A 15,213-nucleotide genomic window follows, 5' to 3' on the forward strand; every position below is an offset into this window, starting at 1 on the left:
TCACCTCGGTGCCGGCGCGATCGAGGACTTCCGTGGCGATCTCGGGGTGATGAGGCCTTCCGGCACCGCGAGGTGCTCGGTCAGCCGCTCATCGTCCTGCGCGATGATGCCGTACGGCAGCGGGAGGGCCGTGACGTGGGTGCGCAGATCGCGGGCGAAGTGGGTGCCCAGCAGCTCCGCCCCGGAGTCGGGCAGCTCGTCGACGTGCCACAGGGCGGTGTCGCCCTCGCCCCGCCGGTCCAGGAAGTCCCGGGCGTACGCCAGCAGCGTCTCGGGCGCCCGGTCCAGCGGGGTCAGCGGACCCCAGTGCTGTGATCCGATGCGCAGCTGGACGGTCTCGTGATCGACCGCCATGAGGCCCAGGTCGAGTGATCGTTGGGCGACATCCCCGCGCCCGTCGTCGAGGACGAACAAGAATCGGCCGGCGAGGTCGCCGAAGGCCGGGTCGTCGCACAGCAGTCGGTCCAGCTCGCGCGCCGTCGACCGCAGATCGGCCTGGCCCCCACCCGTCCGGTCAACGGCGACACCATGATGTTGCGCACCAGCTCGTGGCTCGGCGACGGGAGCAGCCCGGTCGCGGTCAGCGCCGAGACGAGCTCGTCGGGGACGGATCCGTCGGTGTGCGCGATGCCGCGCAGCTGAAGGTTGGTGCGCTTGGTCAGGTGGATCGTCCCGTCGGCGAATCGGTCCGCGATCTCGACGAGCGCGCGCAAGGCGGTGGTCGGCAGCACGCCGCCGATCAGCCGGACGCGGATGAGTGCGCCGTCGTCGGCGATCCACGGCCGCAGCACACCCGGGCAGCGGTCATGGTGGGAACGTTTCGTCACCGGGTCATCGTGACACGAGCGTCTCCGCCGACCGCGGGCTAGCGCTGCGCCCGACGGCGGGCGCGATCGAGACGCGCCTTGACCCGTTTGGCCTCGAACTCGCTCGACGGGACCACCGCGTCGAGGTTCGCGTCCTTGAGCAGGGTGGGGAGCCCGATGTCGACCGACGGGAAGGCCTCGACCGGCTCGCCCCGTGAAAGCACGATCCACACCGGCTCGCCACCGTGCTGCTGGCGGAGTACGGCGCCGTCGAGGACGGTCGCCGCCTTGGCGAACGCCTTGCGCCGCTGCAGCTGTGACTGCGCGGTCTTGGCCGCCGTCTCGGCCGCCGGCTTGCCGGCCCGCTCCCAGGCGACCTTTGCGTGCGGGCCGTACTTCGCCGCGAGTCGGGCGCCGTTCTTGGCCGTGGGTCCGATCCAGCTCATCGTGGTCCTCCCGGAGTCTGTGGCCCCATGCTGCCACGCGGAGCAGGCGACGGGGCGCGGTCGAGCACGCAGTCGCCACACACGCCGGCGCTGGGCAGGCGGTAGAACAGGCAGCACGACCGCCGGACGAATCCCGGCCGTACGCCGTGCAGGTCGCCGGTTCCGTGCAGCACGCCCTGGTCCAGCAGCCCGCCGATGATCCGCCCGCCGGCGGCGGCCCGGTCGGGTCGTGCGGCAGCGAGCATCGTCTGGGCGCCCGAAAGGCTCGACGCGACATTGCCCCACAGCACCTGGGTCGAGAGCGCGAACGTCGACGCGAACGCCGCCAGGATGGGGGCGACGATGGGCGCGAGGATTCGGCGGTCGAGCTCGTGTGCGAGGTCGGCGGAGGAGGCGCCAGTGCCGGTGGAGGTGCTGGCGAGCGGCCAGGGTCCCCCGGTGACGGGTTGCCACCACATGTTGCCGAGTCGCAGGTCCGGGACCCGGCGGGCGAGTGCCGCGCAGCCGAAGGCGGGGACACCAGTCGGGCGGCCAGACCGAGGAACACGATCGACGCGGTGGCCCGCTCCTCGACCTCCTCGACCGGCACGCCGGACCGATCGGCGAGCAGTTTGCGGGTCGTCACGACGCGCTCGATCAGCACGTCGGGCCGTTCGGCCAGCTCGGCGAGGGGACGCCAGCCCGAGCCTGCCGACCACCGGCCCATGCCGAAGAACGGACCGAGCTGCGCGGCGAGGTCCAGAGCGGCGTCGTCCATGCCCGCGATTATCCCTGCTCGACTCCCAGTACGCTGACCGTGTTCGCCTCGCCGCGAGCTTCAGGAACCCGGTGCGAGTCCGGGGCGGTTCCGCCACTGTGTACGCCGAGCGAGCTCGGCCAGCCAGACACTGACCGCGGCGAGTCCCAATGTTGGGGCGTGAAACCCCCTGGAGGAGCTCGCATGACGCGCATCGCCCTGCTGTCCACGTCCGACACCGATCTGCTGTCGGCCCGCGCGAGCGGTGCGGACTACACGTACGCCAACCCGGCCCGACCCGGGCACCAGGAGATGGCCGCGGCGATCGAGGCCGCAGACCTCGTGGTGGCCCGCATCCTCGGATCACCGCAGGACCTGTGCGAGGGCTTCGCCCGCATCCGCGCGACCGGCAAGCCCATGATCGTGCTGGGCGGCGAGCAGTCGCCGAACGCCGAGCTGATGGAGCAGTCGACCGTGCCGATCGGCATCTGCGCCGACGCCCACGTCTACCTCGCGGAGGGCGGCCCGGCCAACCTGGCCCAGCTGCACGCGTTCCTCTCCGACACCGTCCTGCTGACCGGCGAGGGCTTCGAGCCGCCGGCCGTGCTGCCGGAGTGGGGGTCGCCGAGCGTCCGGTCGTGGCGCCCGATCTGCCGAGGATCGGAGTCCTGTACTACCGGGCGCACGAGGCTTCTGGCAACAACGGCTTCGCGCACTCCCTCGCCGACGCGATCGATGCGACCGGCGAGGCGGTCGGCGTGCCGATCTTCAGCTCGTCGCTGCGGGCCGCGCCGGACGACCTGTTCGTCGAGCTCGCAAACCTCGACGCCCTGATCGTCACGGTGCTCGCCGCCGGCGGCACCAAGCCCGGCACCGTGAGCGCCGGCGGCGACGACGAGGCGTGGGACGTCGAACGCATGAAGGCGCTCGACATCCCGATCCTGCAGGGCCTGTGCCTGACGTCGAGCCGCGCCGACTGGGAGGCATCCGACGACGGCGTGACCCCGCTGGACTCGGCCAGCCAGATCGCGATCCCGGAGTTCGACGGCCGCCTCATCACGGCACCGTTCTCGTTCAAGGAGATCGACCGCGACGGCCTGCCGCGCTACGTCGCCGACGCCGAGCGGTGTGAGCGGGTCGCCGGCATCGCGGTCGCCCACGCCCGCCTGCGCCACGTGGCGCCCGCTGACCGCAAGATCGCGATCATGCTGTCGGCCTACCCGACCAAGCACTCGCGCGTCGGCAACGCGGTGGGTCTCGACACCCCGGTCTCGGCCGTACGCCTGCTGCGCGCGATGCGCCACGCGGGCTACGACCTCGGCGCCCCCGGCGACATCCCCGGGCTCGACCTCGAGGACGACACCGAGGCCGGCAACGCCCTGATCCACGCCCTGATCGCCGCGGGCGGCCAGGACGAGGAGTGGCTGACCAACGCCCAGCTGAGCGACAGCCACGTGCGGATCGACGCCGACGACTATCGCGCGTGGACCGCGCACCTACCCGCCTCGTTGACCGACGCCATGACGCAGACGTGGGGCCCCGCGCCCGGCGAGCTGTTCGTCAATGACGCGCAGGAGATCGTGCTGGCGACGATCACGGCGGGCAACCTGGTGATCCTGATCCAGCCGCCCCGCGCTTCGGTGAGAACCCCGTCGCGATCTACCACGATCCCGACATGGCGCCGTCGCACCACTACCTCGCGGCGTACCGCTGGCTGGAGAACCAGCCGGAGCGTGGCGGCTTCGGCGCCCACGCCGTCGTGCACCTGGGCAAGCACGGGTCGATGGAGTGGCTGCCGGGCAAGAATGCCGCGCTTTCGGCCGCGTGCGCGACCGATGCCGCGATCGGCAACCTGCCGTTGATCTACCCGTTCCTGATCAACGATCCGGGCGAGGGGGCGCAGGCCAAGCGCCGCGCGCACGCCACGATCATCGACCACCTGATCCCGCCGATGGCGCGGGCCGAGTCGTACGGCGACATCGCCCGGCTCGAGCAGCTGCTCGACGAGTACGCCAACATCGCCGCGATGGACCCGGCCAAGCTGCCGGCGATCCGCGCCCAGATCTGGACCCACATGCGGGCCGCCCAGATGCACCAGGACCTCGGCCTGGAGGAGCGCCCCGACGACGAGGAGTTCGACGACTTCATCCTGCACGTCGACGGCTGGCTGTGCGAGATCAAGGACGCCCAGATCCGCGACGGTCTGCACATCCTCGGTCAGGCGCCCGAGGGCGAGGCGCGGGTCAACCTCGTGCTCGCGATCCTGCGCGCGACGCAGATCTGGGGTGGCGAGACCGGCTCGCTCCCGGGGCTGCGCGCTGCATTGGGGCTCAAGGAGGGCGAGTCCGCCACGGCGGTTGACGCGATCGAGGTCGAGGCCAAGGCTCTGGTGCAGGCCATGGAAGACGGCGGCTGGGATGCGGCAACCGCATCGACCCTCCATGACGACGCAGCCGTGATCGGCATCCTGGAGTTCGCCGCGACCGAGGTCGTGCCGCGGCTCGCCAAGACGTCCGACGAGCTCGACGCGATCCTGCACGCGCTGGACGGCGGCTTCATCCCGGCGGGACCCTCCGGCTCGCCGCTGCGGGCCTGGTCAACGTGCTGCCGACCGGCCGCAACTTCTACACCGTCGACCCCAAGGCCGTGCCGTCGCGACTGGCCTGGGAGACCGGCCGGGCGATGGCCGACTCCCTGATCGAGCGGCACCTGGCCGACACAGGGAGTACCCGCGCTCGGTGGGCCTCTCGGTGTGGGGCACGTCCGCGATGCGCACATCGGGCGACGACATCGCCGAGGTGCTCGCACTGATCGGCGCCGAGCCGGAGTGGGACGAGGCCTCGCGACGTGTCAACGGACTGCGGATCGTGCCGCTCGACGAGCTGGGACGCCCGCGCATCGACGTCACGGTGCGCATCTCGGGCTTCTTCCGCGACGCGTTCCCCCACGTCATCGCGATCCTCGACGACGCGATCCGTCAGGTCGCCGACCTCGACGAGCCCGATGACCGCAACTACGTACGCGCCCACGCGCAGCGCGATCTCGCCGAGCACGGTGACGAACGCCGGGCCACGACCCGCATCTTCGGCTCGAAGCCCGGCTCGTACGGCGCGGGCATCCTGCAGGTCATCGAGGCCGGCAACTGGCGCGACGACAACGACCTCGCCGAGGTCTACACGGCGTGGGGCGGCTTTGCGTACGGCCGCGACCTCGACGGTGCACCCGCCGCCGACGACATGCGCGCCAACTACCGCCGCATCGCCGTCGCGGCCAAGAACATCGACACCCGCGAGCACGACATCGCCGACTCTGACGACTACTTCCAGTACCACGGCGGCATGGTCGCGACGGTCCGCGCGCTGACCGGCGCGGAGCCCAGGGCGTACGTCGGGGACTCGACGACGCCCGACGCCGTGCGGACGAGGACCCTGCAGGAGGAGACCACGCGGGTCTTCCGTGCCCGCGTCGTCAACCCGCGCTGGATCGGAGCGATGCAGCGGCACGGCTACAAGGGTGCGTTCGAGCTCGCCGCGACGGTCGACTACCTGTATGGCTTTGATGCGACGACGGGTGTCGTGCACGACTGGATGTACGAGACGCTGGCCAAGGAGTACGTCCTGGACGAGGCCAACCAAGCCTTCATGAAGGACGCCAACCCGTGGGCGCTGCGCGGCATCATCGAGCGGCTCAACGAAGCGGCCGACCGCGACCTGTGGGCCGACCCGGATCCCGAGGTTCTCGCCGCGATGCAGCAGGTCTACCTCGACGTCGAGGGCGATCTGGAGGATCGCGGCTGATGCGCAGGATCCGGGTCATCGGCATCGGCTCGGGCGGTCTCGACCAGGTCACCGTCGAAGCCGTGCGCGCGATGAACGAGGTCGCCTACTTCCTGGTCACGGACAAGCGGGGCAAGGACGGCGCGCCGGACCCGCTGGTCGTGGCACGCGGCGAGATCCTCGCGCGGCACCTCGACCACGAGCCCGTGCTCGTCATCGTCGACGACCCCGAACGGGACCGCAGCGCCGACGGCACAAGGAGCGCGGCCGACTACGACCGCGCCGTCAGCGACTGGCACGCGGCGCGCACCGACGCGTGGGAGCAGGCCCTGCTCGATCACGACGGCGACGCCGGATTCCTGGTCTGGGGCGACCCGGCCTTCTACGACTCCGCCATCCGGATGCTCGACCGGGTCCTGGCCCGTGGACGGGTCGAAGGCGAGGTCGACGTGCTGCCCGGCATCTCGAGCCTGCAGGTGCTCGCTGCCCGTCACCGCATCGTGCTGCACGAGGTCGGCCAGCCCGTGCATGTGACAACAGGCCGCCGGCTGGCCGAAGCGGTCGAGCAGGGTCAGCCCAATATCGCGGTGATGCTCAACCGCTCGCTGGAGCCGCTCGATGACCTGCCGGACTGGCAGATCTGGTGGGGCGCCAACCTCGGCACGGAGCACGAGCGGCTCGTCGCTGGCCGGGTCGATGACGTGCGCGCCGAGCTCGAGCGGGCCCGGGCCGAGGTCAAGGCTGCTGCGGGCTGGGTCATGGACGCCTACCTGCTGCGTCGCCCGTCCTGACCGACGGCGAGGACCATCAGGGCTGCGCAGTCCCGGTGACGAACCAGCCGAATGGTCGGGACGGCCACAACCCGGAGGCGTAGCGCTGCTTCAGGTCCGGAACGGTGAATCCGGCTTCTGCGAGCAGTCCGGGGATGTCGCGGTTCAGGTGGCACCCACCCGCTGCGCGACCCCACGTGGGCTGGATCGTGTGCTGGATGCGGGCGATCCGCTTCGTGGGAGCGAGTGAGTGCTCCACGAAGTGCAGGGTGCCGCCGGGTCGAAGCACCCGCCGGGTCTCGGCCAGGGCGTCGGCGAGGTGCGGGATGGTGCACATCGTCCACGTGGAGACGACGGCGTCGACACTGGCGTCGGGGAGATCCAGACGGGCGCCGTCCAGGCCGATGCGGTCCACCGGACGTCCGAACTCGATGATGCGATCCTGGGCGATCTCCCACGCCCGGTCGGACGGTTCGACGGCGAGGACGCGCGTGACGCCGTCACCGTAGTGGCCCAGGTTGGTACCCGAGCCGAAGCCGATCTCGAGCACCTCGCCGGAGAGCTCGCCGCACACGCGTTCGCGCCAGCCCCCGGTCATCCGGTCTCCGAGGACGATGTCGATCAGTCGGGGGAGGACGTGCTCGTCCCAGCGCTCAGCAAGGTTCATGGGTCAGTCTCGCGTACGACGATGCGCACCCGCGTGCGAGGATCGGCGGATGACCGCCCGACCTGTCGTGATCCTGGATGACGTGGCGCTCCCGGGTGGCCCCGTCGACGACGCGCTGTTGGGTCCGTTGCTGCTGGCGCAGGGGATGGACGGAGCGGACGAGATCGTCCGGATCCACCGGCCCGAGCCGACCGCGGCCTTCAGCCGGCGGGACTCGCGTCTGCCGGGCTTCGAGCGAGCGGCGGAGGGTTGTCGCGCCGCGGGCTTCACGCCCGTGATCCGTCCGCAGGGGGGCAAACTGGCGGCGTACCACCGAGGCAGCGTCGTGATCGATCACGTGGTCCGGGTCGCCGATCCCACGACGGGCCTGAAGGGCCGGTTCGAGCGGTTCTCCCGCCTGCACGCCGACGTCCTGACCGGCTTCGGTCTGGATGCACGGATCGGCGAGCTGGCGGGGAGTACTGCCCGGGGAGTTCAGCATCAACGCGGCCGGCACCACGAAGATCGTCGGCTCGGCCCAGCGCATCACCCGCGACGGCTGGCTGTTCAGCACAATCATCCAAGTCTCAGACTCGGCCTCGATCCGGGCCGTGCTCACCAGGGCGTACGTCGACATCGGTTACGACCTCGATCCGTCGACGATCGGATCGATCGAGGACTACCGGTCCGGGGTCACGTCCGAGGCGGTCCAGACGGCTCTGATTGAGGCGTACGGCGCCGGAGCCGTGCGTGCACCGCTCTCACAGAGCATCCTCCAGTCACTGTCGACCGGGTCTCCTTGAGCCTGACATTTCTGCTGTCATCCCAGTGAAATAGTTGGGTCGAGCGCTTGATTTTCACGGGTCGAATCGGTTAGAATCGAACATACGTTCTAGTCGACTCCGGAGGTGGTCACCGTGCTGGTCGAGCAGCTCTCCTCGGTCTCCGACGACCTCGCCGGGCTGGAGCCGTGGCGTTCCACGGGCGCCGAGGTGCGTGAGCTGGTGACCTCGGTCCAACGAGCCAGGACCTGCCTGGACGCGGCGATGTCCCGGCTGTCCGGTGCCGCCGATGACATGGGGCTGCCGACCGATGACGGCGCGACGTCGATCACGACCTGGTTGGCCAACCTGACCGGGATGTCCAGGGCGAGGCTGCCAGGCTGGCCGGGCTGGCACGGGTGTCCACCGATCACACCGAGACCACCCGGGCCGCATGGGCCGCGGGTCGGTTGTCGACCGACCAGGCCAGCGTGATCATGAAGGCCATCGATGCGCTGCCCGACTGGGTCGACGACGAGCCGCGCGCCGACGCCGAGGCCCATCTGATCGCCCTGGCCGCCGAGCACAACCTCGACGACCTCAAGCGACTGGCCAACCATGTGCTGGAGGTCATCGATCCCGACGGCGCCGACGAGGTCCTCGGCGAGAAGCTTCGCCGTGAGGAACAGCGCGCCTGGGGTGCGACCAGGCTGTCGATGAGCCGCCGGGGTGATGGCACCACGAAGGGGTCGTTCACGGTCCCGGACCACGACGCCGACACGCTCCGCGCCGCGATCGAGGGCATCATTGCCCCGCGCCGCAACCGGGCCAACGCCGATCGGCACGGCCTGGACGTCGGCGACTTCGCGGCGCTGCCGCGGGACCACAAGATGGGGCTGGCGTTCATCGAGCTCGTCGGGCACCTGCCCACCGAAGCGCTTCCCAAAGCCGGCGGACTGGCCGCGACCGTTGCCGTCACGATCGACATCGACGACCTGCGCACCGGACAGGGCACCGCGACCAGCACGTCAGGCACGACGATGTCCGCGACCCAGGCCCAGCGGTTGGCCTGCAATGCCCAGCTCGTCGCCCTCTACCTAGACAGCGAGTCCCGCGTCATCGATCACGGCATGACGAGGCGGCTGTTCGACCGGCACCAACGCCTCGCCCTGGCCGTCCGTGACGGTGGCTGCGTCTGGTCGGGATGCGACCGGCCGCCGGCCTGGTGCGAGGCGCACCACCTCGACTTCTGGTCCGAGGACGGGCCGACCGACCTGGACAACGCAGCCCTGTTCTGCCACTTCCACCACTTCATGCTCCACGAAGGCCAATGGACCGCCCGCATGGCGAACGACGGCATTGTCGAAGTGATCCCACCGGTCAGGGTCGACCCACACCAGGCACCCCGACGCCACGCCAGATTCACCCGACGACAACCCCGCGCCGCATGACCAAGACCCGAGCCAGGTGAACACAAGCCGGCTTAACAGCAGTTTGTTAATGTACCTAGATGATTCGCACGGCGATGTACGCACGCATTTCTCAGGACCGGCACGGCGACGGTCTGAGCATTGAGCGACAGCGTGCTGATTGTGAGAAGGTTGCGGCCGATCGCCAGTGGGCGATCACGGGCGAATACGTGGACAACGACATTTCGGCCTATTCCGGCAAACTGCGTCCGGGCTTCGAGGCAATGTTGGCCGACATCGAGGCGGGCCAGTTCGATGCAGTGGTGGCGTATCACCAAGATCGGCTAACGCGACGCCCTGCGGAGTTTGAGACGTTCTTGGCAACTTGTCAGCGTGCGGGAGTGAAGTTGTTTGCGACGGCTCGAGGCGACACGAACATTGGCGAGGGTGACGGCATCATGACGGCCCGCATTTATGCAGCGGTCGCAGCCAATCAGTCAGATGCGGCATCGCGCAGGATCAAACGCAAGAACGAAGAACGAGCAGCAGCGGGCATGCCTCATGTGACGGGCCAGCGTGCGTATGGGTACGAGTTGGACAAGATGACAGTAGTTGAGTCAGAGGCGATCGTGATCCGCAAATTGGTGTCGAAGTTTCTGGCTGGGGACTCGCTGATCTCGCTGGCGCGTTGGTTGCAGGCCGAGGGGATCAAGACCGCGACGGGCAAGCACGAGTGGCGCGTGCCCACTGTTCGGAACTTGTTGTGGACTGGTCGGATCGCTGGCCTGTTGGAACGCAATGGGGAGTTGGTTGGCCCGGGGAAGTGGCCAGCGATCATCACTGTGGCGCAGCACGAGCAGATTCGTCATCGCCTGACCCAGAACGCTCAGACCAAGCGGCGCAGCCCGAGGCGGTATCTGCTGGCTGGAAAGGTCTACTGCGGTGCATGCGGCACGAAGATGGTTTCCTCACCTGACGGCGACCGAACCCGCTACGGGTGCCGCAAGGGTCCCGATCATGGCGGGTGCAACAAGGTGTTCATCGCTGGTGGTGCACTCGATGATCTGATCGCTGATGCGGTGTTGACGCGGTTGGACGCTCCTGAGTTGGCAAAGGCGCTGGCTGAGCAGCCCGACGATGATGCTGAGGCAGTGGCGCTGACCCGACAAATCGTGGCCGACACCGAGCATAAGAATCAGCTGGCACAAGCGTTCGGACAACGCTTGATCGACCAAAGCGATTGGTTCAACGCATTGAAGCCGATAGTGGAACGGTTGGAGGTAGCCAAGATGCGTTTGGGCCGACTGAACTCCCACAACGGTTTAGCTCAGCACGTCGGCAACGGTGCCAAGCTGCGCGAGGCTTGGACCACGCCGGAGATGACGTTGCAGACCCAAGCCGCGATTGTGGCATCGATCTTGGACCGAGTGATCATCCTGCCTGCTACGCAGCGATCGAACCGGTTGGACGTGAGCCGAGTTCGGCCGGTTTGGTCGCTATGAGGCGCGTCGGGCGCGGTCCGTGCTCGGCGCTGGCGCGCCTTGCGCGCGGTCCGTACCCGCCCCGCCCAGTAGCCGGCCGACCCGTGACAGAACCTCGAGGTCACTGACCACAACCGCAACGCCAGAAGCCAGGCAGGACGCTTCGAGCCAAGCCATGAACACGTCATCTGGGATACGCCGCTCTAGTCCCATTGGTACGACCTCGCTGGAGGCGCGAGCCAATTGGAGGCGTCGTCCGACGACCATCGAAAGATCGGTCGTGAACCGATAAAGTCACACGCAGCATCCAGCGCCTGACCCTCGTGCGTCCCCGTGAACTCAACCGCTCGGGGGTGGAACCCTTGGGCAACCTCATATCGGTGCAGACCACCGAGGTCCGGTCGGTCAAAAGTCTTGGCGAGATACTTCGACAGATAGCCAGCTGCAATCCGGGAGGCTTCGACCTCCGGAGCACCATGGCGGATTCCCGAGTGCCGATTGATGAACACATGGCCGTGCCCCCACACCCGCCGTATCAACGTTTGGCGAACGAATCGACCCACACCGAGATGCAGGTGCAGCCTTTCCTCGTCCTTGTGCCATTCCGGCACCCAGACGTACGGGAGAGGCCTGCCACCGAGTTCGCGCCGGATCGATCGGATGAATTGCGCAACGTCGTCCCGTGCTTGACGCGGATCGAGGCAAAACGGCGGCGCATGCGTCAGCGTGACCATCCGGTCGAGTCGATTTGCCACTGCATACCGGCGCAATTTTGCTCTGGCACGGCGAGCAGCCTCGGCTCGTGCCCGCTGCGGATCTGCGGCGTAGCCCGGCGGAACGTACATGCGAGGTGACCGAAGCGACGGACGGAACACGCACGACGCTTCAAGTGCGTCGGGATACAACACAAGACGCCAACCGGCGTCAGGGGTGAACAACTTGGAATTGGGAAGCACAAGAACCTGCCATTTGGCGCGTCGGGATAGGACCCGATCTGCGAAAAAGCTCTTCGCTTTGCCAATGGCGGCGCGCCGCCCCGCATCTATTTAAATACCGACTGGCCTCTGCCCCCGCGTGGGGCCCGCGTCGCTCCGAGGAAGAACTTCATTTTTAGGTTGGTGTGCTCGGCTGGATCGTCAGCCGATGTCGGTTTCCACTACCCAAGCTAGCCGACCGGCCCGACAAAATGGCGATACGAGTTACGTTGCTTTATCAAGTCAAGAGCGGCCCTCCGGGCCGCCAAGCGGGCCTACGGCCCGCCGGACGCGCGACGTCACGAATGCCGCCCCTCCAAACGCCGCAAACCCCGGCGGCGTTCGGAGCCTCTGCGACACCCCCCGCACACCCGCACCGCCGCGCGCCCGGAACCGCTGTGGTCGGGTCACAGACGCGGGCTTGACGACACGGCTGGAATGCAATCGACGGATCTCGAATCGACGCCTGTTGCCAGGTGTCCTTGCGGGAACTAGTCCTCGCTCAAGCCAGGGGTGGAGCAGACCGCAATCAGTAGCCCATCTGAGGCTTGGAATCGAGCGATTGTCTGCTGCCAAGGCTCAGTCCGGGTGGGATGGACGAGGGTGTAGCCGCGACCTACCAGTTCCTGGGCGGCACCTTCGACGTCTGCTACCTCGAATTCGATTGTTGCCTGAGGAACGGGGTGCGAATCGGGCCACGCATCTTTGCCAAAGCAGGACTGTGCGGCGTCACTGAGAGGCCAGACTCCCAGGTGCTTTGCTCCTGGGATCGACTCTGAGTAAACGTACTCTGAGTCAGGCATTCCTGGCGGAGGCTGCAACGGTAGGCCCAGTGCCTCCACGAACAAGTCCTTCTCGGCCCCAGGATCAGTGGTAATGACGGAGAAGCCGGCAACGAAGAGGATGTCCATTTTCTAAATATAGGTCCCACGCAGACCGCGGCACCGACGTCCTTGGTCCGCCTTAGATCCCTGGAGCGGCCTGCGATCGAACGAGGGACGATTTCCACTAGGTGTATTGGGAGTTTGCAGGCTTGGCGATCAGATACTGGGCCCACGCGCCTGGTCGGGCGCGGCGCGACTCACCGAACACTCTTTGGCTCCGCAGCTAGAGTGCACTCGATGATCATCATTGCCGGACATATCCGTGTTGCCGCCGCCGAACGGAACCGCTATCTGAGTGCGGTGGAGGGTGTGGCCGCTCAGGCCCGAGCGACGACGGGATGCCACGACTTCATTCAATCGGCAGACCCAATCGAACCTGAGCGGATCAACATCTACGAACGCTGGGAAAGTGATGAGGATCTGATTTCATTCCGGACCTCCGGCAACGATGAGAACGAACCGCCAAGTCTGCCCGACGTTCTTGGTGCTGAGGTTTCGAAGTACCGGATCTCTTCCGTCGAAAGCCCGTAGCCCATCACACGCCACCAGGTGTATTGGGAGTTTGCGGGCTTAGCCGTGAACTGGGCCAGTCGGCGGTCGCACATTCGGCCATTCGGCGCCTGAAGGCCGACTCACTCACCGCTGACTGTTGGCGGCAAGAGCCTCAGTCGGGATCCACCGGCGGCTCGGCGCCCTCGTGCTCGTCGCGGTCGGCCCACTCCAGCAGCGGCACGAGGTCGAACACCGCCTCGTCGATCCCGGCGTGCAGGTCACCGATCTCGGCGAACCGGCCCGGCACGGTCGCGATCGTGAAGTCGTGCGGATCGACGTCGTCGACCTCGTCCCAGCGGATCGGTGTCGAGACCCGACCGTCGGGGGCTCCGCGCACCGAGTACGCCGCCGCGATCGTGTGGTCGCGGGCGTTCTGGTTGTAGTCGACGAACAGCTTGGCCGGGTCGCGATCCTTGCGCCACCACGTCGTCGTGACGTCATCGGGGGCCCGCCGCTCGACCTCGCGCGCGAAGGCCAGCGCCGCCCGGCGTACGTCGTGGAACCCGTGGTCCGGCGCGATCCGCACGTAGACGTGCATCCCGGATCCACCGGACGTCTTCGGGAAGCCCGTCGCGCCGAGCTCTGCGAGCACCTCCTCGGCGACCCGGGCGACCCGACGCACCGTCGCGAAGTCGCACTCCGGGCCCGGGTCGAGGTCGATGCGCCACTCGTCGGGCTTCTCGACGTCGGCGCGCCTGCTGTTCCACGGGTGGAACTCGACGGTCGACATCTGCACGGCCCAGACGACCGCAGCGAGCTCCGTCACACACAGCTCGTCAGCGGTCCGGTCGTAGCGGGGGAACGTCACCCGCACGGTCTCCAGCCACGGGGGCGCGCCGCTGGGCACCCGCTTCTGGTGCACCTTGTCGCCGCTCAGTCCTTTGGGGAAGCGGTGCAGCATGCACGGCCGCTCCAACAGCGCGTTGACGATGCCGTCGCCCACCGCGAGGTAGTAGTCGACGAGGTCAAGCTTGGTCCAGCCGTGATCAGGGAAGTAGACCCGGTCGGGGCTGCTGACGCGAACCACACGGGAGTCGACCTCGATCTCCACGGCGGGAGCGGACGCCTGGGCCATGTACCAACGGTAGGCCCACGATCGCCTAGGGGCGAGGTACGCCGGTGGGATTGGGGAAGACCGCGGCCCCGGATGCCTCGAGCGCCCGGGCGAGCTCAAGCAGCGGCTGCTCGATGGTGATCGTGCGCCCCGTCGCCTCGCGGTCCAGCCCGGCCGCGCAGACGCGGTCGGTGGCGTCCTCGATCTGCTGACGGGCCGAGCGTCCGCTCTCGGTGATCGTGCCGTCGGCGTCGACCCAGCCGCGGGTCGCGAGCCGGCTGGTCGCGGCGGCCCAGTCGTCCTCGGTCCAACCGCGCATGCCCCGCTGCTGCTCCCCGACCAGCCCGGCCGCGATCGCCAGGGCGTTGGCGGTCACGCCGTCCAGGCCTGCAGCGGTCAGGACCGCGATGTGGCAGTCGCCGCGGTACTCCCGGATGACCGTCGCGGCGTGCCACAGCAGGCCCGCGTCGTCAGCGGGTTCCGGCAGCGAGAAGTGGGCCGCGGCGAGCGGCTTGCCGGCGAAGTCGATGCCGCGGGTGATCAGCGACAGCTCCTTGGCCAGGCGGGCGGTGTCGGCCTCAGCCAGGGCGGGGGCCAGCGCGTCGCGGGCGATGTCGTACCGGACGGCGAGGATGTCGTCGCGGGAGGCGAGCCCCCAGGCGTCCGGCAGGGCACGGCCGACGATGCTCGGCGAGAAACCGTGGAACGTCGCGACGACGAGCGCCGGAGGCGGCGTGCCGAGGGCCGCGGAGCGAGACGCCATGTAGCCCATCCAGTAGCCCTTGAGTCCGATCGCCGCGAAGCGCTCCTTGGCATCCGGGGCGAAGTAGACGACGTCGTGGATGGCCTCGATCGAACGCCAGAAGGTCGGGGTGGTCTCGGTCATGCCGCCACGGTATCGGTGTGGTTCCCGCCAGT

The 15,213-nt window shown here is 68.2% G+C and carries 15 protein-coding genes, 2 pseudogenes and 1 riboswitch; of the genes and pseudogenes, 8 read left to right on the forward strand and 9 right to left on the reverse strand.

The features are described 5' to 3' along the window. Genes C6I20_RS17280 through C6I20_RS00425 form a run of 4 tightly spaced genes read right to left on the reverse strand, consistent with a single transcriptional unit; the run spans window position 1 to window position 1,710 of the window. Window positions 1-354: a hypothetical protein gene (locus tag C6I20_RS17280; protein WP_216822953.1), complete on the reverse strand. Its 354-nt coding sequence runs from the start codon at window positions 352-354 to the stop codon at window positions 1-3. Beyond that, window positions 294-827 carry a hypothetical protein gene (locus C6I20_RS17285; RefSeq protein ID WP_216822945.1) on the reverse strand — a complete coding sequence of 178 codons (534 nt, stop codon included), beginning with the start codon at window positions 825-827 and terminating at the stop codon, window positions 294-296. Before C6I20_RS17285 ends, C6I20_RS17280 begins: the two co-directional genes overlap by 61 nt. A gap of 38 nt (window positions 828-865) precedes the next feature. Continuing rightward, a complete protein-coding gene (locus C6I20_RS00420) occupies window positions 866-1,252 on the reverse strand; it encodes a hypothetical protein (RefSeq protein WP_118394101.1) in 387 nt (128 codons plus the stop codon). Beyond that, window positions 1,249-1,710 (reverse strand): (2Fe-2S)-binding protein, encoded by a 462-nt coding sequence (locus tag C6I20_RS00425; RefSeq protein ID WP_118394159.1) that lies wholly within the window; start codon window positions 1,708-1,710, stop codon window positions 1,249-1,251. The genes C6I20_RS00420 and C6I20_RS00425 overlap by 4 nt, the downstream gene beginning before the upstream one ends. A 322-nt stretch (window positions 1,711-2,032) precedes the next feature. Further along, window positions 2,033-2,163, forward strand: a riboswitch (cobalamin riboswitch). Here C6I20_RS00425 and C6I20_RS17790 point away from each other — a divergent pair. From C6I20_RS17790 to cobF, 3 genes and pseudogenes are all read left to right on the forward strand, one after another. After that, a pseudogene (locus C6I20_RS17790) lies at window positions 2,159-3,556 on the forward strand (cobaltochelatase subunit CobN); the annotation flags it as partial. (Overlaps the previous riboswitch by 5 nt.) Window positions 3,557-3,663: 107 nt before the next feature. Next, window positions 3,664-5,785, forward strand: a pseudogene (locus C6I20_RS17795) (cobaltochelatase subunit CobN). Further along, complete coding sequence (gene cobF, locus C6I20_RS00435; RefSeq protein WP_216822946.1) at window positions 5,785-6,555, forward strand: precorrin-6A synthase (deacetylating); 771 nt, start codon at window positions 5,785-5,787, stop codon at window positions 6,553-6,555. The pseudogene C6I20_RS17795 and the gene cobF overlap by 1 nt, the downstream one beginning before the upstream one ends. Before the next feature lie 16 nt (window positions 6,556-6,571). On the opposite strand, the gene C6I20_RS00440 is transcribed toward cobF, so the two are convergent. After that, entirely contained in the window at window positions 6,572-7,201 is a 630-nt protein-coding gene (locus tag C6I20_RS00440; protein ID WP_118394160.1) for a class I SAM-dependent methyltransferase, read from the reverse strand. After that, window positions 7,188-7,760, reverse strand: coding sequence for a hypothetical protein (locus tag C6I20_RS00445; RefSeq protein ID WP_162891041.1), 573 nt, complete (start codon window positions 7,758-7,760; stop codon window positions 7,188-7,190). Before C6I20_RS00445 ends, C6I20_RS00440 begins: the two co-directional genes overlap by 14 nt. 31 nt (window positions 7,761-7,791) lie before the next feature. On the opposite strand from C6I20_RS00445, the gene C6I20_RS16960 reads away from it, so the two are divergent. The 4 genes from C6I20_RS16960 (at window position 7,792) to C6I20_RS00465 (ending at window position 10,852) form a co-directional block, all read left to right on the forward strand. Beyond that, on the forward strand, window positions 7,792-7,983 hold the full coding sequence (locus C6I20_RS16960; RefSeq protein WP_162891042.1) for a hypothetical protein: 192 nt from the start codon (window positions 7,792-7,794) through the stop codon (window positions 7,981-7,983). 105 nt (window positions 7,984-8,088) lie between these two features. Next, window positions 8,089-8,436: a hypothetical protein gene (locus tag C6I20_RS16965; RefSeq protein WP_162891043.1), complete on the forward strand. Its 348-nt coding sequence runs from the start codon at window positions 8,089-8,091 to the stop codon at window positions 8,434-8,436. Further along, on the forward strand, window positions 8,361-9,392 hold the full coding sequence (locus C6I20_RS00460; RefSeq protein ID WP_162891044.1) for an HNH endonuclease signature motif containing protein: 1,032 nt from the start codon (window positions 8,361-8,363) through the stop codon (window positions 9,390-9,392). The genes C6I20_RS16965 and C6I20_RS00460 overlap by 76 nt, the downstream gene beginning before the upstream one ends. A 59-nt stretch (window positions 9,393-9,451) precedes the next feature. Beyond that, window positions 9,452-10,852: a recombinase family protein gene (locus C6I20_RS00465; protein WP_118394164.1), complete on the forward strand. Its 1,401-nt coding sequence runs from the start codon at window positions 9,452-9,454 to the stop codon at window positions 10,850-10,852. Between the two features lie 182 nt (window positions 10,853-11,034). Here the strand turns inward: C6I20_RS00465 and C6I20_RS16970 are convergent, their stop codons facing one another. Beyond that, window positions 11,035-11,565, reverse strand: a complete 531-nt coding sequence (locus C6I20_RS16970) for a hypothetical protein (RefSeq protein ID WP_162891045.1) — start codon at window positions 11,563-11,565, stop codon at window positions 11,035-11,037. A 1,361-nt stretch (window positions 11,566-12,926) separates the two neighbouring features. Between C6I20_RS16970 and C6I20_RS00475 the strand changes: the two genes are divergently transcribed. After that, entirely contained in the window at window positions 12,927-13,220 is a 294-nt protein-coding gene (locus C6I20_RS00475) for a putative quinol monooxygenase (RefSeq protein WP_118398383.1), read from the forward strand. Window positions 13,221-13,353: 133 nt separating this feature from the next. Here C6I20_RS00475 and ligD read toward each other — a convergent pair whose 3' ends face one another. Together ligD and C6I20_RS00485 are read right to left on the reverse strand one after the other, a co-directional pair. Beyond that, entirely contained in the window at window positions 13,354-14,316 is a 963-nt protein-coding gene (gene ligD / locus C6I20_RS00480; RefSeq protein ID WP_118394166.1) for a non-homologous end-joining DNA ligase, read from the reverse strand. A 25-nt stretch (window positions 14,317-14,341) separates the two neighbouring features. Next, complete coding sequence (locus C6I20_RS00485; protein WP_118394167.1) at window positions 14,342-15,181, reverse strand: hypothetical protein; 840 nt, start codon at window positions 15,179-15,181, stop codon at window positions 14,342-14,344. Window positions 15,182-15,213: the final 32 nt, after the last annotated feature.

It is taken from the genome of Aeromicrobium sp. A1-2 (assembly GCF_003443875.1).
Lineage (GTDB): Bacteria > Actinomycetota > Actinomycetes > Propionibacteriales > Nocardioidaceae > Aeromicrobium.